Origin of the sequence: Microbacterium sp. 11MF (assembly GCF_000383475.1) — a bacterium.
Taxonomy (GTDB): domain Bacteria; phylum Actinomycetota; class Actinomycetes; order Actinomycetales; family Microbacteriaceae; genus Microbacterium; species Microbacterium aquilitoris.
This window is the reverse complement of the sequence record NZ_KB911460.1, coordinates 1-18,079: the sequence shown is the minus strand read 5'-3', so window position 1 is coordinate 18,079 and position 18,079 is coordinate 1. Positions and strand designations below refer to the sequence as shown.

The window sequence follows — 18,079 nt, the reverse complement described above, 5'->3', positions numbered from 1 at the left end:
CTCAGTCGGCGTCGTCGGGCTCGAACACGGTCTCGATCGACGTCTCGAACAGACGCGCGATGCGGAACGCGAGCGGCAGGCTCGGGTCGAATCGGCCGCGTTCGATCGAGATGATCGTCTGACGCGAGACGCCGAGCTCGTCCGCGAGGCGTTGCTGCGACCAGCCCCGGTCCTGTCGCAGCGCAGGCAGTGTGTTCCGCACCCTCAGCCCCGGCGCCGCGCGACGAGGTAGCGGACGGTGAAGCTGCCCATCGCGACGAGAAGGACGCCGATGAGGGCGATGAGCACGTCGATCCGGATGCCGGTGATGGCGAGGAACGCCGTGCCGAGCCCGACGACGAGGAGGATGTCCGAGAAGGCACCCTGCGCGGCCTTGTCGTACCAGGCGCCTTCGACCGACTCCTCGGGCCGGTCGATCGCGCCGCGCAGCGTGTTGCGATCGACCAGGAACACCCAGACCAGGCCGACGAGCGCGGGGAGGGTGACGACTGTGAAGCCGATGCCCACGACGACGGGCGGGGTGGGGGCATCCCACATCGCGGCGGCGATGATGCCGACCAGGACGGCGAGGACGAGGCCGGCCGGGATCGCGATCGCCATCGCGGGAGTGCCGCCGCCGCCGCGGAGGCGCCCCCAGCGGGTGCGGTCGATGTTCGGCGCGGTCCCGTCCGTGTTCGTCATGATGCTCTCCCAGGTGTCAAGGTCGCTTTACTGTAAAGCAACATTGACACGGCCGGGGTGAGCGGCGCAAGGGTCGTGTCAGAGGCGCCGGGCCGCCGTCAGGTCGATGACGAACAGAGCCGCGCCCTGGATGACGATCGCCAGGCCGTGTCCGCGGGCATCGGCCGCGCCCAGGCGACCGCCGAACGAAGGGGTCCGCGCGGCGAGGTGCGCGCCGGTCGCGACGTAGCCCACGTCGAGCGCCGCGTTCACGAGCAGGATGCGGCGCAGCATCCGCTTCTTCGGGACGGTCTGCTGCCGGCGGGTGAACGCCGCGAGACCAGCGTCGATGGCCCCCCACATCAGTGTCTGCACGCCGAACGCGCGGGTCCGGGGGACCAGCGTGAGCGCGCCGCCGACGAGGACGGATGCCGTGCCCCACCGGGTGAGGCGACGGACGACGGTGCCGGTGACGCTCTTCGCGGATGCCATGCGTCCATGATGCGGGAGCGGCGGCTCCGTGAGGCCGTTCGCCCGTCACGATCTGCACCGCCGCGCGGCGAGTCGTGACGGGCGACACCCGACTCAGGCGGCGCGGGATGCCGCGAGGGCGCGACCGGCGTCGACCGCGGCCTGCTCCGCGCCGGCCTTGAGCTCGGCCGCGGCGTCGGTGAAGGCATCGAGCGCGGGGTTGACGCCCACCAGTGTGAAGGGGCGGTGGACGACGGTGAGCTCGAGACCCCAGACGTCCTCGAACACGCGGCGGAGCCACCCGGTCGAGTGGTCCCAGCCCTCGCGCGGGCTGCCGGGCGCGTAGTTGCCGCCGAGGACGGTCACGAGGGTCGCCGGCTTGCTGCGCAGCGCCGTCCCCTGCGGGTCGATTCGGGGATCCGTGTAGGCGAGGTCGAACCAGGTCTTCACGTGCTGCGAGACGCCGTAGTTGTAGAGGGGCACGGTGAACAGCAGCGCATCGGCGTCGATCAGCTCGTCGGCGAGACGCGTGCGGAGCGCGATCGCCTCACCCTGTCCGTCGGTCAGCTCCTCGACCGGCGTGAAGCCGGCGGTCACCGAGTCCCGCCAGGCGGTCGCGACGATCGGGTCGGCGGCGACATCGCGCCGCACGACGGTGGAGGACGGGTGGGCGGCGAGCCACTCCGCCTCGACGAGGTCGCCGAGCTCGCGGCTGGCGGACGTGGCGGGCAGGATGCTGGCATCGAGACGGAACAGGGTCATGTGCTTCTCCGATCAGAGTGACTATGGAAAACATAGCGGCTTCGTGAACGCTAGCACGCCTACGATGTATCCATGGCCGATGATCACGACGCGCGACAGTGCGACGCCGCGGTCTCGCACGCGTTCTCGATCCTCGGCAAACGCTGGAACGGCATGATCCTCGACGTCCTCGGTGAGGGCGAGCTCTCGTTCTCGGGAGTGCGCCGTGCCGTCTCGGGCATCAGCGACGCCGTCCTGTCGGACCGACTCACCGAGCTCTCCGACGCCGGCCTGATCGCGCGCCAGGTCGAACCGGGCCCGCCGGTCGCGGTCACGTACGCGCTGACCGAGGCGGGGTGCCGCCTGGCACCGATCCTGACCCAGCTCGGCGAATGGGCAGACGGCAACCTCCTCCGTCGCTGAGCCTGTCGCCGCGCGGCAGCCCGACCTAGACTGGCCGGCATCGCTCCTTCGACGATGATCGGAGCCCCATGAGCTCGCCGTGGTCCGCCCGGACCGAGGTCGCACCCGCCACCTCGCGCCTGCTGATCGAACGCGCTCACGAAGAGCTCCTCGCGGGGAACACCGGGGATCCGCGTCTCGCCGACGTCCGTCCGCTGGTCCGCGAGTCGTGGCGTCGCTCGCTCGCCTCGGATGCCGCCGCCGAAGGCCTGCCGCGGCTCGACATGACCGCCGACGAACTCGAGGCGTACCGACGCGCGCACCCCCTGGCGGGTGTCATGGAGATGGTGCGCTCGCTGCTGCTCCCCGGCTCCGCAGAGGACTCCGGCGTCGTCGTCGCGGTCGGGGATGCCTCGGGCCGCCTCCTCTGGGTCGAGGGCGACCGCGGCATCCGCACGCTCACCGGCGACATGGGTTTCGTCGCGGGTGCAGATTGGGCCGAGGCATCCGTCGGCACCTCCGCGCCGGGAACGGCCCTCGCCCTCGACCGCGCCGTGCAGATCCGACAGGCGGAGCACTTCAACCGGTACGTGCAGCCGTGGTCGTGCACCGCTGCGCCTGTCCACGACCCCGAGACGCAGCGTCTGCTCGGCGTCATCGACGTCACCGGCGGGTCGGAGGCCGTGACCCCTCAGGCGCAGCTGCTCGTCGACGCCACGGCCCGCGCCATCGAGAGCGAACTGCTCGTCGGACGCCTGCGCTCCCGGGCGGCGACGCCCAGGCGCCGGGCGACGCGCCCCGCGACGCGCCCCCACGCGACCCTGCGGGTGCTCGGGCGCGACCGTGCCCTGCTCGAGACAGCGGGGGATGCCGCGGCATCCGTCGTCGAGCTCAGTGCCCGGCACGCCGAGATCCTGCTCATGCTCGCGACCCACCGGGAGGGGCTGTCGGCCGACGCCCTGGCGGAGCTCGTCTACGGCGAGCCGGCCGTCGATACCCTGCGACCCGAGATGGTGCGGCTGCGGAAGGTGCTCGAGAAGCGCGCGCCTCACCTCGTGCCGCTGTCGCGCCCCTACCGGCTGCCCTCCGAGCTCGAGACCGACGTGCAGCACGTCGTGTCGCTCCTCGGGCGCGGTGCGCACCGGGTCGCGCTCGCCGCCTACCCCGGCGCCGTCCTGCCCGAGTCCGTCGCCCCCGGAGTGGACGCGCTCCGCGAATCCGTCCGCGCGACCCTGCGCGAGACGCTCCTCACCGAGGCGGGCGTGGACGTCCTCCTCGCCTACGCCGACACGGCCGAGGGATCCGAGGATGCCGAGGTGCTGCGCCTCTGCCTCGGGATGCTGCCGGCCCGGTCGCCGCGCCGCGCTGGCCTCGTCGCCCGCATCGAGGCGCTGGGCTGACGAAGCTCCGCGGGGCTGGCGCGCTTGCGGGTGTCCGCGGATGCAAGGGATCCGACGCGACACGCCGGGATCGGATGCCGGGGCGGGGCGTGTCGCGCGAGATCTATTGCATCCGCGCGGTCGCCCCGCCCGTCCGCATCCGCGCACGCCGCCGCCCGCGCAACCCGATGCAACCTCGGGCGGCGTAGCGTGCGGGCAATCCGATCCGCGGCGAGGACGCCGCATCCATGTCCGTCGAAGGAGACAGCATGACCATCGTCGAAGAGGGCGTCTCGAGCGCCTACGCCGCACCCGGCCAGCGGGGCTCGGTCGCCGAGTACCGTGCGCGCTACGGCCACTACATCGGGGGCGAGTTCGTCGAGCCCGTGAAGGGCCAGTACTTCGAGAACATCACCCCCGTCACCGGCAAGCCGTTCTGCGAGGTCGGCCGCGGCACCGTCGAGGACATCGACCGCGCCGTGGACGTCGCCTGGCAGGCGTTCGCGTCGTGGCGGAAGACGACGCCCGCCGAGCGCGCCGTCATCCTCAACAAGATCGCCGACCGCATCGAGCAGAACCTCGAGAAGATCGCCGTCGCCGAGACGTGGGAGAACGGCAAGCCCGTCCGCGAGACGCTGGCCGCCGACATCCCGCTCGCCGCCGACCACTTCCGCTACTTCGCGGGCGTTCTGCGGGCCCAGGAGGGCACGCTCAGCCAACTCGACGAGGACACGGTGGCCTATCACTTCCACGAGCCGCTGGGAGTGGTGGGGCAGATCATCCCCTGGAACTTCCCGATCCTCATGGCCACGTGGAAGCTCGCCCCCGCCCTCGCGGCGGGCAACTGCGTCGTGCTGAAGCCGGCCGAGCAGACCCCGGCATCCATCCTGTTCCTGTTCGAGATCATCGGCGATCTGCTGCCCGCGGGCGTCGTGAACATCGTCAACGGGTTCGGCATCGAAGCGGGCGCCCCGCTCGCCTCGCACAAGCGCATCCGCAAGATCGCCTTCACCGGTGAGACGACGACGGGCCGCCTCATCATGCAGTACGCCTCGCAGAACCTCATCCCCGTCACCCTCGAGCTCGGTGGCAAGAGCCCGAACCTGTTCTTCGAGGACGTCGCCAGCCGCACCGACGACGCGTACTACGACAAGGCGCTCGAGGGCTTCACGATGTTCGCCCTCAACCAGGGCGAGGTCTGCACGTGTCCGTCTCGGTCGCTCATCCAGCGCTCGATCTACGACTCGTTCCTCTCGGACGGTCTCGAGCGCGTCGGCAAGGTCGTGCAGGGCAATCCCCTCGACCCGGCCACGATGATCGGGGCCCAGGCATCCAACGATCAGCTCGAGAAGATCCTCAGCTACATCGACATCGGCAAGCAGGGCGGCGCGAAGCTGCTCACCGGCGGCGAGCGGGTCGACCTCGGCGGCGAGCTCAGCGGCGGGTACTACGTCGCGCCGACCGTGTTCGAGGGCACGAACGACATGCGCATCTTCCAGGAGGAGATCTTCGGCCCGGTGCTCTCGGTGACGAGCTTCGACGACTTCGACGACGCCATCTCGATCGCCAACGACACCCTGTACGGCCTCGGTGCGGGCGTCTGGAGCCGCTCCGGCGCCACCGCCTACCGTGCGGGACGGGCGATCGAGGCGGGTCGCGTCTGGACGAACACGTACCACCAGTACCCCGCGCACGCCGCGTTCGGCGGGTACAAGCAGTCCGGCATCGGTCGCGAGAACCACCTCAAGATGCTCGACCACTACCAGCAGACGAAGAACCTGCTCGTGTCCTACGCCGAGGGCGCGATGGGCTTCTTCTGAGCCGACACCCCATGACCGACACCACCTACAGCAGAGTCGCCGTCTCGGACGAGGCGGCGGCTCTGCTGCGCACCCTCACCGCGCAGCACGGACCCCTGATGTTCCATCAGTCCGGCGGATGCTGCGACGGCAGCAGTCCCATGTGCTTCCCGATCGGGATGTTCCTCACCGGACCGGGAGACGTGAAGCTCGGCGACATCGACGCGGGCATCGACGATCCGATCGAGGTCTACATGTCGGCATCCCAGTTCGAGTACTGGAAGTACACGCATCTCACGATCGATGTCGTGCCCGGGCGCGGCGCGGGGTTCAGCGTCGAAGGACCGACCGGGATGCGGTTCCTCATCCGGTCCCGGATGCTGACCGCCGACGAGCTCGTCGCCTTCGGGCTCGCCTGACGCACGGCGCCCCCCGTCCGAGGGACGAGGGGCGCCGTGCGAACAGGGGACTCAGCCGTTGCAGGCTTCGCCGATCTTGCCTGCGGCGTCGGTGAACGCCGTGACGCCCGTGTTGATGTCGCCGGCGGCGGACTGCAGCGCAGCCTGGTCCTTGGCGTCGACCGCGTCGCTGATCTCGGCGAAGGTCTTCTCGAAGCTGCCCCAGGCCGTGGCGTACGCGTCGAACGCCTCGGAGACCTCGGGGTTGGTGATCTTGCCCGAGACGTCGTCGATCTTCCCGCCGATCTCGGAGAGGGTGTCGCGGACGGCGCTCGTGTCGCCGGACTGGATCGCGCTGTTGACCTCGCCGCTCGCGGCGTTGATCTCGCTCGACAGGTCGGTCATGTCGGACTGCAGGATGGAGCAGGCCTCGGCCGTGGTCTGGTCGCCGGTAGGCGCCTCGGCGTCAGCGGACGGGGACTGGGCGGCGGGAGCGGAGCTGACCGGCGCGGGGTTGGTGGTGGTGCCCGATTCGGCCGAGCCGCACCCGGTCAGGGCGAACAGTGCCAGCGTTGCGACGGCGAAGCCGGCGGAGATGGTGTGCGTACGTGACATGTGGGTCTCCTTGGTCTGCGGTGTGCGAGGACACGCACCATGACGACGCGCCCCCCGACGATCGACAACGGTAGCCGAGGAGTCCGAGCAGCTCGAACCGTGGACCGAGGGGTACTGCTGTGCTGCGACGCGAACGAGGTCAGCGCCCGTTCACCCGGGAGCAACCTCCCGGTCACGACCACTTGTTTGTATCGCGACGTGTCCTCTCCGATCGTGACCGTCATCCTTCCGGCGAAAGACGCGGGTCCCTACATCGGCACGACCGTCACGACTCTCGGACGCCAGTTCCAGGACCCCGGCCGGCTACGGCTGGTGGTCATCGACGACGGCTCGACGGACGACACCCGTGTGCAGGTCCAGCACTTCGCCCGCGACATGCCCCACGTGGAGATCATCTCCAACCCGCAGCCCGTCGGACTCGCCGCCGCCCGCAACCAGGGACTCGAGCGCGTGGACACCGAGTTCTTCTGCTTCGTCGACGGCGACGACTGGATGCATCCCGAGCGCCTCGAGAGTCTCATCGCCTCGATGCGCCGGCTGGAATGCGACTTCGTACGCACCGACCACGTGACCGACACGGACGGCCGCCGCCGGTTGATGAGGGCGCCGCACGCGTGGCGCGGACGGGCGGTGTCGCCGCGCGAGGCGATCCTGCCCGCGGACGAGACCACCATGGTCGACTACCCCTATGCCTGGGCGGGAATGTTCCATCGCCGCATCCTGGATCAGGGTCTCGCCCACTTCGAGCCCGGACTGTTCACGGCGGAGGACCGACCGTGGATCTGGCGGCTCCATCTGCGGGCGGCGTCGTTCGCCGTCGTCGACGCACCCGCCATCCTGTACCGCCGCGGCGTCACGACCTCGCTGACCCAGGTCCTCGACCGCCGCCAACTCGACTTCCTCCCTGCCTTCGCCGAGGCGATCCGTGTCGTCGAAGACGACCACGACGCCGACAGGTTCCTGCCGAAGATCGCCACCACGACGATGTCGGTCTGCGCGTACCACCTGTTCCGCGCGCGGGCGATGTCGACCGCCGACCGCACGGCGCTGCGCAGCGGCATCCGCGATCTCCTCCGCGCCATCCCCGCGGACCAGATCGACCCCGCCCTGTCGCGCCTGTCGGATCGGCGACGCCGCATCCTTGCGCGCCTCGTGCGCGAGGTCCGCAGCGCATGACCCAGATCTTCGTCCTCAACTCGGCATACGGTCTCATGACGGCGGTGGCCGCGATGGATGCCGGTGCCCTCCCCGCCTCGTCGTCGGGTCGCATCCTGGTCGCCGTCAACGCCGCGATCATTCCCGAGGCCGGCGACGGCATCGTCGACGCCCCGCATCTGGCGGCGTTGCGGTCCCGCTTCGACCGCGTGATCGACCTCAACGAACTGCTCGCGCCGGAGCGGCCGCCGCACTGGCGGGTCACCGTCGGTGAGGCGCCCGTGCTCGAGCGGCTGCTCCGACAGGCCTGGGGGATCGGCGACCACGCGGTCGAGCTGTTCCTGCAGAGCCCTCAGGTCGCGCCGTCGCGCGTGTTCATCGACGTCTTCATGGGCGCGCCCGTGTCGATCGTCGGCGACGGTCTGATGACCTATTCGCCCATCCGCAACCGGTGGCCGCACACGGTCGCCGGTCGTGTGGTCGGCGTCGTCTACGCCGACACCGTCCCCGGGGTCGAGCCGCTGCTGTTCGCCGGCACCGACCGGTTGCCCGTCCCGGCGACGGCTCTCCGCGCCGTCGTCGACGAGGTGGCCGCCGCGACCGACGATCTCGCCATCGACGCGCTCGGCGATCTCGATCGGCCCGCGCTCGTCCTGGGCCAATACCTCTCGGCGCTGAAGCTCATCACCGCCGACGAGGAACTGCAGATGCAGTGCGACATGATCGACCGCGCGCTCGAGTGGACGCCCGGCGCGATCGTGTTCAAGCCGCATCCGTCCGCCGCACCCGCGCTGATCGACGACCTCGCCGCGCACGCGGAGAGTCGCGGCGTGCGGTTCACCGTGTTCCGCGGCGGCACCCCCGCCGAGGTCCTGGCGCTGCGGGCCCCGTTCGTCGGCGCGGTCGCGGGATTCTCGACCGCCCTCCCGACACTGCAGGCGCTGACCGGACTCCCCATCGCCGCCGTCGGCACCGAGCTGCTGCTGCAGCGGCTCACGCCCTATGAGAACGGCAACCGCATCCCGGTCACGATCATCGACGCGCTCACCCGTGCCGATTCGCCGTACCGGGGGGAGCGGATGCAGCACCTCGTCGACGCGGTCGGCTTCGCGATGCAGCCGGTGATCGCCGCGCACCTGCGCGCTCGCGCAGAGGAGTTCCTCACCGGGGCGCCCGCCGACGAGCGGCACCGCTACTTCGCCCGCACCCGGCTGAGCTCGCTCGGCCTGCCGGGCGGTGCCCGGCCCGGACTGTTCGCCCGCGCCCTCGGGGCGCAGAGTGGCGCGAGTCGGATCACCGAGATCCAGCTCGCCCTCCGCGGCGCTCGCCGCCGCGGCAAGCGGGCCTGGAAGGCCCTTCGAGGAGGATGACCGTGGCAGGCACCGTCGAGACGATCGCGATCATCCCTGCCCGAGGTGGGTCGAAAGGGGTGCCGGGCAAGAACGTGGCGCGCGTGGGCGGGGTGCCGCTCGTCGTCCGTGCCGTGCGAGCGGCGCACGCGTCCGGAGCCGTCGACCTCGTCGTGGTCTCCACCGACGACGAGGCGATCGCGGCCGCCGCACGCGCCGCCGGCGCCCGTGTCATCGCCCGCCCGGCCGACATCTCGGGCGACACGGCGAGCTCCGAGAGTGCACTCCTGCACGCCCTCGACATCCTCGCCGATGACGGCATCGCGCCGCGGGTGACGGCGTTCCTGCAGGCGACGAGCCCCTTCATCCCGGCCGACGCCCTGGGCACCGGCATCGCAGCGGTACGCAGCGGCAGCGCCGACAGCGCCTTCTCGGCACGGGAGAGCTACGAGTTCGTCTGGCGGCGGGATGCCGACGGTGCCGCATCCGCTCTCGGTCACGACGCGGCGCACCGTCCCCGCCGGCAGGAGCGGGAACCGCACTACGTCGAGACCGGCGCGTTCTACGTCTTCACGACCGACGGTTTCCGTCGCGCGCGGCACCGTTTCTTCGGCCGCACCGAGATCGTCGAAGTGCCCGAGGCGACGTCGATCGAGATCGACGACCCCGCCCAGCTGCGGACCGCCCAGGCGCTCGCCCACCTCGTGGCGCCCGCCGAGCCGATCGCCGCGACGGTGGTCGTGACGGACTTCGACGGTGTCCACACCGACGACTCCGCATGGGTGGATGCCGCCGGCACCGAGCACGTGAGGGTGAGCCGCTCCGACGGCATGGGCGTCGCGCTGTTGCGCCGTGCGGGGGTGCCGATCCTGATCCTCTCGACGGAGCAGAACGCCGTGGTGCGGGCGCGGGCCGAGAAGCTGCAGGTCGAGGTCGTCCACGGCGTGGCGGACAAGGCATCCGTGCTGCGGCAGTGGGCGGCTGACCGCGGGGTCGACCTCTCCGACACGGCGTATCTCGGAAACGACGTGAACGACCTCGCCGCCATGGCGCTCGTCGGCTGGCCGGTCGCCGTCGCCGATGCGCAGCCCGAGGTCGTGGCGGCCGCACGCATCGTCCTGACGCGCCGCGGTGGCGACGGTGCGGTGCGCGAACTCGCCGACCGCATCCTCGCCGCGCGCTGACCGCACGCATCCGACAGCCAGTCGTCCGGTCCTCGCCATCGGGGGTTCATCCGTCATTCACGGTCGGAACCCACCCTGAGAGGAGTAACGACGAAAGGACTCGCCATGACGGTGACCATCGGAAACCACGTGCTCGGCGGCGGACACCCCGTGTACGTCATCGCCGAGATCGGCCTCAACCACAACGGCGACGTCGAGCTCGCCAAGCGGCTGATCGACGTCGCGGCCGACGCCGGCGCGGACGCCGTCAAGTTCCAGAAGCGCACGCCCGAGATCGCCACCCCGGCGCACATGCGCGACACCCTGCGCGAGACGCCGTGGGGCACCATGACCTACCTCGAGTACCGCTACCGCGTCGAGTTCGACCGCGACCAGTACGTCGAGATCGGCGACCACGCCACGATGCGCGGGCTGGACTGGTTCGCGTCGCCGTGGGACGTGCCGAGCGTCGACTTCCTCGAGGACCTCGGCGTCGTCGCCCACAAGGTCGCCTCCGCAAGCCTCACCGACATCGAGCTCCTCGAGGCCCTCCGCGCCACGGGCAAGCCGGTCATCCTGTCGACCGGGATGTCGACCATCGATCAGATCGACCGTGCGCTCGAGGTGCTCGGCACCGACCGCACCGTGCTGATGCACGCCACGTCGACCTACCCGATGGAGCCCGAAGAGGCGAACATCAAGATGATCGCCTCGCTCCGCGACCGGTACGCCGGCATCCCCGTCGGCTACTCCGGTCACGAGCGGGGCCTGCAGATCTCCCTCGCCGCCGTCGCTCTCGGCGCCGTCGCAGTGGAGCGTCACATCACCCTCGACCGCACGATGTGGGGCTCGGACCATGCGGCATCGCTCGAGCCGACCGGCCTCGAGCACCTGGTCCGCGACATCCGTGTCATCGAGACGGCTCTCGGAGATGGCGTCAAGCGCATCTACGACGGCGAGCTGGCTCCGATGGCGAAGCTGCGCCGCGTCCCGGCCTGATCATGCGCGGTGACCGTCCGGGACGCCTGCGCGTCGTCGCGATCGCCGACGCCGACTCCTTCGTGAAGTGGTCGGCGGCGCTCATCGACTCCGCGCCGTCCGCCGATCCGCACCTGCTGCTCGTGCAGACCCCGCTCGTGGTGAGCGTGACGCAGGAGCATGCGGCGTTGGCGGGCACCGGCATCCGTCCCGAGGCGGTCACCCGCGTGGCCTACGACGACATCGCCGCCTGGCTGGCGAAGGACCGCCCCGACGTCGTCGTCATCGGCGGCCGCGGTCCGTTCGTGCGCCTCGTGATGCGTCAGATCGACCGGGTCACGCCGCGCCCGGTGGTCGTCTCGGGTCTTCCCGGGATGTCGATCCCGGCCCAGCGGGGTGCGGCGCTCTACCGCCGGCACTGCGACCTGATGGTCGTGCACTCGAAGCGCGAGCTGCGCGCGTTCAGGCAGCTGGCGGATCGGCTCGGGCTCACGATGCGCTTCGGTCTGGCCACCCTGCCGTTCGCCCGCCCCGCCCACGAGGCCATGGGCGGTACGGACCTCGTCTTCGCCGCGCAGGCGATCGTGCCGCGCGAGCCCGAGGAACGGCGCCAGCTCGCCGAGATCCTCCGCGCCGCAGCTCTGGCCGACCCGACGCGGCGCGTGGTCCTCAAGCTGCGCAGTCGGCCCGACCTCGGCGAGGCCGAGACGCACTTCGAGCGCACCGAGCTGACCGATCTCCTGCGCGATCGGCCCGACAACCTCGTCTTCTCGCACGAGCCGATGTCTCGGGCGCTCGAGACCGCGGAAGGGCTCGTCACGGTCAGTTCCACGGCCGCGATCGAGGCGATGGCGATGGGCCTGCCCGTCATCGCGCTCACGACGTTCGGGGTCTCGAAGAGCCACCTCAACACCGTCTTCAGTCGGAGCGGCGTGCAGGGGGGCGCCGACGATGTGATCGCTCGGCGGTTCCGGCATCCCCACACCGCATGGCTGGCCGACAACTACTTCCACGACGCGACCGAATCGACGTGGTGGTCGGACGTCGAACGGCTCGTCGACATGCGCCGCCGGGGTGCGCTCGAGCCGCGCGTCGTGCCGATCGCCCGTGGCGGGCGCCTTCACGAGGCGTGGCAGCGCAAGGCCGTCCTCGGCGCGGAAGATCACTCGGTCCTCGGAGCCGTCGCGCTCGCCGTCGGCGCCCCCCTCGTCTGGGGCATCCTGACGGCCCGCAAGGTGCTCGGCCGCCGCGGCGCCGAGTCGTGGTCCGACGCGGGCAGCGACATCACGGTGACGCCCGCGCGCTATCAGGACCCCATCGTGCGCCCGCGCCGATCCGTCCTGGCGACCGCCGTCATCGACTGAAGATCGCCCCGAACACCCCGCTCTGCAGCGCGAACCAGACGATCACGATCGCTCCGCCGATCAGGATGGTCGCCCACGGCACGGCCGTCTTCAGTCGGCGACCGCTCGGGGCGACGCCCGGCGGCGGGCGGAGCGCCTCGACCGGCGGCGCGAACGGGAGGGCGCCCGCCACCCCGTCGGGCGATGTTCCGCTCGCGGCGCCGCCGACGACACCGGATGCCGCTGCGCCGGCGGCGGGCATCGCCAACCGGTCGTCCCGCCACCGCTCCCACTGCGCGAGCTTGTCCATCAGTGCACCGACGACGGAGAACAGCCAACCCCACGTCCGCGGATCGAGGGTGGAGAAGTCGCGCTTGCCGTACAGGAACAGCCAGTCGTCGACGATCTCGACATCGAGCTGCGCGGCGTTGTCGATGAACCTCGCCATGATGTCGGGCGTGAAGAGGTAGAGCGCGTCCTGCTCGTAGCCCTCCGGGCAGTAGAGCGAGAAGTATTTGTCGAAGTCGCCCTCGAGGCTGAGCCGCTGGTGCTTGTCGAACGTCTGCGGCAGGTTCGTGCCCAGGAAGGTGTTGTTGCCCTCGGCATCCAGCACGATGTGGGGCAGCGGGGTGCCGAGACGTATCGCGACGTAGCCCCAGCGGTGGGTGGTGCGGTTCTTGCCCGACCCGGTCGTGTACCGGTAGTTCCCGAACTCGACCAGGCGGGGCTGCTCGCCGCGGAGGATGTCCGTCGCCGTGCGCGAACTGCCGAGCGAGAAGATCATCCCCGGGAGCGGCGGGTTGGATGCCTGCGGGTACCAGGTCATGCCGTTCGCCCGGGCGAAGTGGTCGAGTCGGTACCAGCGCACACTGCCGTTGCGGTACGCCTTCACGATGAGGGCGGTCAGGCCGACCGCGATGAGGCCGACCACGAGGATGATCGCGATCGACCCGGCACCCTCGGGCGGTGAGCCCTCGAAGAACGGGGCGAACACGAGTCGGAAGATGAGGTTGACGACGACGAGGCCGAAGACCCCGACGACGGCGACGATGAGGCATCCCGCTGCCCAGCCGGCGGTCTTCGGCGCGCGCCCCGTCGACAGGAGCTGCCTGCGGTACGCCCGCGCCGTGGCCCCGTCGACGGGGTCGGTCAAAGGTCGCGCGTCGAAGGCGGGGGTGCTCATGCGGCCACGGTACCGAAAGCGCCACCCCGCGAGAGATCCTGCTCGCGGGGTGGCGTCGGGTGCACGTTCTGTGCCAGCGGCCGGGTGTCAGCCGGCGTGGGCCGCGCGCACGTCGACGACCCACGTCACGCCGAAGCGGTCGGTGAGCATGCCGAAGCCGGCGCTCCACGGCGACGCGGCGAGCGGCTCGATGACCGTCGCGCCGTCGGCGAGGGATTCCCAGCGCGCGGCGACCTCGTCAAGGGTGTCGCCCTGCAGCGAGACGAAGAAGGCGCGGTCGGTGATCGTGGCACCGTTCTCGCGGCGGGTCGAACCGGCCACGGCCTCGGCGCCCCGCGTCTCGCCCGGGACGTCGTACGCCATGAGGCGGAAGCCGTCCGCTGCGACGAGGATGCCGAACACGACCTTCTCGGCGCCGGGCGCCTCGGCGGGCATGCCGACCTGCGCGTACGTCGTCACCGAGACGGTGCCGTCGAACACGCGGCCGTAGAACTCGAGCGCGGCGCGGGCGTCGCCGTGGAAGTTGAGGTGCGTGGTGGTGGAGAGGGTCATGGTGGTCCTTCGGTCGGTGGCTGTCTGCCGGGATCCACTCTTCGCCGCGTAGAGGACCGTTTCTGTCCGCTTCTCGAGCAGGATGGAGGAATGTCGTCGCCGTCGCACCGGATGCTGGATCTGCTGTCCGTCCTGCAGTCGCGCCGCGACTGGGGAGGTCAGGAACTCGCCGACCGGCTCGGGGTGACCGTCCGCACGGTCCGTCGGGACGTCGACCGGCTGCGGGAGCTCGGTTACGCGATCACGGCGGCGAAGGGCCCGTACGGCGGGTACCGACTGAGCCCGGGCGACGAACTGCCACCCCTTCTCTTCGACGACGAGCAGGCCGTGGCCATCGCCGTCGCGTTGCAGTCGGCATCCGGAGTCGACATCACGGATGCCGCGGCCCGAGCCCTCGCGACGCTGCGGCAGGTCATGCCGTCGCACCTGCGCCACCGCATCGACGGGATCCGGTTCGAGGCGGGGCCGCCGGCCGAGCAGGTCGCGACCGCCGCGCTCGAAGCGGTGAGCGTCGCCGCACGCGAGCGCCGGACGCTCCGCTTCGACTACGGCGACGACGCCGATCGACCCGCCCGGCACGCGGAACCGCACGCCGTCGTCGCTCGGGACGGACGCTGGTACGTCGTGGCGTGGGACCGGGATGCCGCGGACTGGCGCATCCTCCGGCTCGACCGGCTGCGACCCCGCCAGGGCGGCGGGGTCTCGTTCGAGCCGCGCGAGATCCCGACGGGGGATGCGCAGACGTATCTCGCGGCCAGGTTCAAGGGATCCGAGACGGCGGACCGGTGGCCCGTGACGGGAGAGATCGCCCTGTCGCTGCCGGCTCGGCGGATCGCGCCGTGGCTCGGCGACGCCGAGCTCGCGGAGCGCCCGGACGGCACGTGCGTCGTGAGGGTCGGGTCGTGGTCGTGGGCGGGGGTGCTCGCCTGGGCACTGCGGTTCGATGTGCCGTTCGAGGTCGTCGGCCCACCGGAGTTGGCCGCCGCGGCGGCGGAGGCGGGGAGCCGGATGGCGGCGTCCGTGGCCGGGCCGGTCATCCGCTAGACTGTTGTGGTTGTCCGTCTGCGCTCATGCGCGGAATCAGCGGACACGTGCATCAACCCTCCTGATGCCGGGAAATGCTCGGCATCCGTTCTAGTCCGAAGGAGGTGGGTTAGTGACGCACATCCACCAGTACGAACTCATGGTCATCCTCGACCCCGAGATCGACGAGCGCCAGGTCGCTCCCAAGCTCGACGGTTTCCTCAAGGTCATCACCGCAGACGGTGGCACCATTGACAACGTCGACGTCTGGGGCAAGCGCCGTCTCGCCTACGAGATCCAGAAGAAGAACGAGGGCATCTACGCCGTCGTCAACTTCACCGGTACGAGCGACGCGACGAAGGAGCTCGACCGTCAGCTCAAGCTGAACGAGCAGATCATGCGTACCAAGGTCCTCCGCGCCGAGGAGGCGATCGCTCAGGTCGCCGCCGAGAAGGAGCGCGCTGAGGCCAAGGCCGCCCGCAAGGCTGCGAAGGCCTAAGGCTCATGGCCGGCGAGACCATCATCACGGTCGTGGGAAACCTCACGGCGGACCCCGAGCTGCGCTACACGCAGAACGGCCTGCCCGTCGCGAACTTCACGATCGCATCGACGCCGCGCAGCTTCGACCGTCAAGCCAACGAGTGGAAGGACGGCGAAGCGCTGTTCATGCGCGCGTCGGTCTGGCGCGAGTTCGCTGAGCACGTCGCAGGCTCGCTCACCAAGGGCATGCGGGTCGTCGCGACCGGCCGCCTGAAGCAGCGCTCCTACCAGGACCGCGAAGGCAACAACCGCACGGCGATCGAGCTGGAGGTCGACGAGATCGGCCCCTCGCTCCGCTACGCGACCGCACAGGTCACCCGCGCCGCGTCCAGCGGTGGCAATGGTGGCGGCGGTGGCGGCAGCTTCGGCGGCGGTCAGCAGCAGTCGCGTCCGCAGGTGCAGGCAGACGAGCCCTGGGCCACGCCCGGGTCTTCGGCCCCTGACGCCTGGAGCGCGCCCGGGACGAGCTACGGCGACGACACCCCGTTCTGATTCGAATTCCGGATGCCGCGGGCTGCGGCATCCACCTCTCTTAAGGAAGACACATGGCTGGAAAGGCAACCGGCGATCGCCGCAAGCCGCGGAAGGGCGCGAAGAACGCCGCTCCCGCGAAGGCGATCCGCGTCGGCGTCATCGACTACAAGGATGTCGCGACGCTTCGCAAGTTCATCTCGGAGCGTGGAAAGATCCGCGCCCGTCGTATCACCGGAGTCTCGGTGCAGGAGCAGCGTCTGATCGCCAAGGCGATCAAGAACGCCCGTGAAATGGCGCTCCTGCCCTACGCCGGCGCTGGCCGGTAAGGAGTACCGACATGGCAAAGCTGATTCTCACGAACGAGGTCGCCGGGCTCGGTAGCGCAGGCGACGTCATCGAGGTCAAGAACGGGTACGCCCGTAACTACCTCATCCCCCAGGGCTTCGCTGTGGCCTGGACCCGCGGTGGCGAGAAGCAGGTGGCGTCTATCCGCGCCGCTCGCGAGTCCCGCGCGATCCACGACCACGAAGAGGCTGTGGCGCTCAAGAACACGCTCGAGTCGAACACGGTCAAGCTGGCCGTCAAGGCCGGCGCAGAAGGCCGTCTGTTCGGTTCGGTGAAGACCGCCGACGTGGCCGACGCCGTCAAGGCCGCCGGTTTCGGCGACCTCGACAAGCGCAAGATCCACATCACCTCGCCGATCAAGGCCGTGGGCGAGCACGAGGCGACCATTCGCCTGCGTGACGACCTCACCGCCGTGATCACCCTGCAGGTGGTCGCCGCCAAGTAATCCTGGCGCGCGGTTCGGATGCCGCGGTTCCCTCCCTTCGGGGCGGGGGCCGCGGCATCCGGCGTTTGGGGGCGTGTGTGCGGGTGTTCGCGGGTGTTCGCGGGTGTTCGCGTGTTTGCGGGTGTTCGCGGATGCAAGGGTTTCGGGGCGACACGCCGGGCTGAGGGGCCCGGGGTCGGGGTGTCGCTCGCGATCTATTGCATCGGCGCACGGGTGGGACGGATGCCGCGGGTCGAGGCTCGCGGCATCCGCCCCCTCGGGGGAGATCAGACGGTACGTCGCCGCAGAGTGAGCAGCGCTCCGGCGGCGAGCAGAGCCAGGGCGAGCGCGGGGAGCCACGTCACCGCGACTCCGCCGGTCTGTGCCAGCGTCCCGACCGGGGTGCTCGCGCTGGCCTGGGGCGCCATCGGAGCGGCGCCGGCGCCGGGGATCTGGTCGTCCGTGCCCATGCCCGGAGTGTCACCGGAGACCGTGCCCGGGTTCGCCGGGTTGGTAGGGTCCGTGCCGGGGGTTGCCGGGTCGACCGGGTCGGTCGGGTCCACGGGGTCCACGGGGTCGGTCGGGTCCACCGGGTCGACCGGGTCGGTCGGGTCCACCGGGTCGACCGGGTCGGTCGGGTCCACGGGGTCGACCGGGTCGGTCGGGTCCACCGGGTCGACCGGGTCGACCGGGTCGGTGCCAGGGTCAGTCACCGTGCTGTCGCCGATGATGGAGACCGCGGTGTCGCCGATGGTGACGGGGATGTCGATCGGCAGCAGGATCTGCGTACCGCTGCCGACCCCGTTTTCGCCCGAGGTGACCGGGGCGCCGGGCGTTGTGCCCGTGCCAGGCGTGCCGGCCGTGCCGCCGCCGACGGTGGTGCTGTCGCCGATGACGGAGACGGCGGTGTCGTCGACGGTCACCGGAAGGGTGATCGGGGCGACCACCTGGGTGCCTGAGCCGATGCCGTCGGTTCCGTCGGTGGACGGCGTTCCGGTGGTGCCGGTGGGTGCGGCCGGGGTGGCTGCGTCGGTGCTTTCGGTGGTGCTGTCGCCGATGACGGAGACGGCGGTGTCGTCGATGGT

General features: G+C 70.6%; 22 protein-coding genes. 14 read left to right on the top strand and 8 right to left on the bottom strand.

Going from position 1 to position 18,079, the window contains the following annotated elements:
• Window position 1 precedes the first annotated feature (1 nt).
• The 4 genes from H286_RS0107045 to H286_RS0107030 all read right to left on the bottom strand — a co-directional run bounded on the left by H286_RS0107045 (window position 2) and on the right by H286_RS0107030 (window position 1,893).
• Window positions 2-202 carry a helix-turn-helix transcriptional regulator gene (locus H286_RS0107045; RefSeq protein WP_020097595.1) on the bottom strand — a complete coding sequence of 67 codons (201 nt, stop codon included), beginning with the start codon at window positions 200-202 and terminating at the stop codon, window positions 2-4.
• 2 nt (window positions 203-204) lie between these two features.
• Window positions 205-681 carry a hypothetical protein gene (locus H286_RS0107040; RefSeq protein WP_020097594.1) on the bottom strand — a complete coding sequence of 159 codons (477 nt, stop codon included), beginning with the start codon at window positions 679-681 and terminating at the stop codon, window positions 205-207.
• 78 nt (window positions 682-759) lie between these two features.
• Entirely contained in the window at window positions 760-1,152 is a 393-nt protein-coding gene (locus H286_RS0107035; protein WP_020097593.1) for a DUF6992 family protein, read from the bottom strand.
• Window positions 1,153-1,245: 93 nt separating this feature from the next.
• Complete coding sequence (locus H286_RS0107030; RefSeq protein WP_020097592.1) at window positions 1,246-1,893, bottom strand: FMN-dependent NADH-azoreductase; 648 nt, start codon at window positions 1,891-1,893, stop codon at window positions 1,246-1,248.
• 72 nt (window positions 1,894-1,965) lie between these two features.
• On the opposite strand from H286_RS0107030, the gene H286_RS0107025 reads away from it, so the two are divergent.
• The 4 genes from H286_RS0107025 (at window position 1,966) to H286_RS0107010 (ending at window position 5,871) form a co-directional block, all read left to right on the top strand.
• Window positions 1,966-2,295: a winged helix-turn-helix transcriptional regulator gene (locus tag H286_RS0107025; RefSeq protein ID WP_018187780.1), complete on the top strand. Its 330-nt coding sequence runs from the start codon at window positions 1,966-1,968 to the stop codon at window positions 2,293-2,295.
• Between the two features lie 68 nt (window positions 2,296-2,363).
• Window positions 2,364-3,674, top strand: a complete 1,311-nt coding sequence (locus tag H286_RS0107020) for a GAF domain-containing protein (RefSeq protein ID WP_020097591.1) — start codon at window positions 2,364-2,366, stop codon at window positions 3,672-3,674.
• A 248-nt stretch (window positions 3,675-3,922) separates the two neighbouring features.
• Complete coding sequence (exaC, locus tag H286_RS0107015; RefSeq protein WP_026302942.1) at window positions 3,923-5,473, top strand: acetaldehyde dehydrogenase ExaC; 1,551 nt, start codon at window positions 3,923-3,925, stop codon at window positions 5,471-5,473.
• 11 nt (window positions 5,474-5,484) lie between these two features.
• Window positions 5,485-5,871, top strand: a complete 387-nt coding sequence (locus H286_RS0107010) for a DUF779 domain-containing protein (protein ID WP_018187777.1) — start codon at window positions 5,485-5,487, stop codon at window positions 5,869-5,871.
• 51 nt (window positions 5,872-5,922) lie between these two features.
• On the opposite strand, the gene H286_RS0107005 is transcribed toward H286_RS0107010, so the two are convergent.
• Complete coding sequence (locus tag H286_RS0107005; RefSeq protein ID WP_018187776.1) at window positions 5,923-6,465, bottom strand: hypothetical protein; 543 nt, start codon at window positions 6,463-6,465, stop codon at window positions 5,923-5,925.
• A gap of 198 nt (window positions 6,466-6,663) precedes the next feature.
• On the opposite strand from H286_RS0107005, the gene H286_RS0107000 reads away from it, so the two are divergent.
• From H286_RS0107000 to H286_RS14500, 5 genes are all read left to right on the top strand, one after another.
• Window positions 6,664-7,641: a glycosyltransferase family 2 protein gene (locus tag H286_RS0107000; protein WP_231370911.1), complete on the top strand. Its 978-nt coding sequence runs from the start codon at window positions 6,664-6,666 to the stop codon at window positions 7,639-7,641.
• On the top strand, window positions 7,638-8,990 hold the full coding sequence (locus H286_RS0106995) for a polysialyltransferase family glycosyltransferase (protein ID WP_020097590.1): 1,353 nt from the start codon (window positions 7,638-7,640) through the stop codon (window positions 8,988-8,990). The genes H286_RS0107000 and H286_RS0106995 overlap by 4 nt, the downstream gene beginning before the upstream one ends.
• Window positions 8,987-10,153, top strand: a complete 1,167-nt coding sequence (locus H286_RS0106990) for an acylneuraminate cytidylyltransferase (protein WP_020097589.1) — start codon at window positions 8,987-8,989, stop codon at window positions 10,151-10,153. The genes H286_RS0106995 and H286_RS0106990 overlap by 4 nt, the downstream gene beginning before the upstream one ends.
• Window positions 10,154-10,258: 105 nt before the next feature.
• On the top strand, window positions 10,259-11,131 hold the full coding sequence (locus tag H286_RS0106985; protein WP_020097588.1) for an N-acetylneuraminate synthase family protein: 873 nt from the start codon (window positions 10,259-10,261) through the stop codon (window positions 11,129-11,131).
• A 2-nt stretch (window positions 11,132-11,133) separates the two neighbouring features.
• Window positions 11,134-12,474, top strand: a complete 1,341-nt coding sequence (locus H286_RS14500) for a DUF6716 putative glycosyltransferase (protein ID WP_051090664.1) — start codon at window positions 11,134-11,136, stop codon at window positions 12,472-12,474.
• Here H286_RS14500 and H286_RS0106975 read toward each other — a convergent pair.
• Window positions 12,464-13,636: a hypothetical protein gene (locus H286_RS0106975; RefSeq protein ID WP_020097587.1), complete on the bottom strand. Its 1,173-nt coding sequence runs from the start codon at window positions 13,634-13,636 to the stop codon at window positions 12,464-12,466. The genes H286_RS14500 and H286_RS0106975 overlap by 11 nt on opposite strands.
• An 87-nt stretch (window positions 13,637-13,723) precedes the next feature.
• Complete coding sequence (locus H286_RS0106970; protein WP_020097586.1) at window positions 13,724-14,188, bottom strand: VOC family protein; 465 nt, start codon at window positions 14,186-14,188, stop codon at window positions 13,724-13,726.
• A 90-nt stretch (window positions 14,189-14,278) separates the two neighbouring features.
• Between H286_RS0106970 and H286_RS0106965 the strand changes: the two genes are divergently transcribed.
• The 5 genes from H286_RS0106965 (at window position 14,279) to rplI (ending at window position 17,015) form a co-directional block, all read left to right on the top strand.
• The gene (locus H286_RS0106965; RefSeq protein ID WP_020097585.1) at window positions 14,279-15,232 is read left to right on the top strand and encodes a helix-turn-helix transcriptional regulator; all 954 of its coding nucleotides are present in this window, start codon (window positions 14,279-14,281) and stop codon (window positions 15,230-15,232) included.
• Between the two features lie 112 nt (window positions 15,233-15,344).
• Window positions 15,345-15,710 (top strand): 30S ribosomal protein S6, encoded by a 366-nt coding sequence (rpsF, locus tag H286_RS0106960; RefSeq protein WP_018187768.1) that lies wholly within the window; start codon window positions 15,345-15,347, stop codon window positions 15,708-15,710.
• A gap of 5 nt (window positions 15,711-15,715) precedes the next feature.
• The gene (locus H286_RS0106955; RefSeq protein WP_018187767.1) at window positions 15,716-16,243 is read left to right on the top strand and encodes a single-stranded DNA-binding protein; all 528 of its coding nucleotides are present in this window, start codon (window positions 15,716-15,718) and stop codon (window positions 16,241-16,243) included.
• 53 nt (window positions 16,244-16,296) lie between these two features.
• Window positions 16,297-16,551 carry a 30S ribosomal protein S18 gene (gene rpsR, locus H286_RS0106950; protein WP_005054609.1) on the top strand — a complete coding sequence of 85 codons (255 nt, stop codon included), beginning with the start codon at window positions 16,297-16,299 and terminating at the stop codon, window positions 16,549-16,551.
• Between the two features lie 11 nt (window positions 16,552-16,562).
• Window positions 16,563-17,015 carry a 50S ribosomal protein L9 gene (gene rplI / locus H286_RS0106945; RefSeq protein WP_018187766.1) on the top strand — a complete coding sequence of 151 codons (453 nt, stop codon included), beginning with the start codon at window positions 16,563-16,565 and terminating at the stop codon, window positions 17,013-17,015.
• A 266-nt stretch (window positions 17,016-17,281) separates the two neighbouring features.
• Here rplI and H286_RS15145 read toward each other — a convergent pair.
• On the bottom strand, window positions 17,282-18,079 hold a 798-nt coding region (locus H286_RS15145), incomplete at its 5' end, for an LPXTG cell wall anchor domain-containing protein (RefSeq protein ID WP_020097584.1).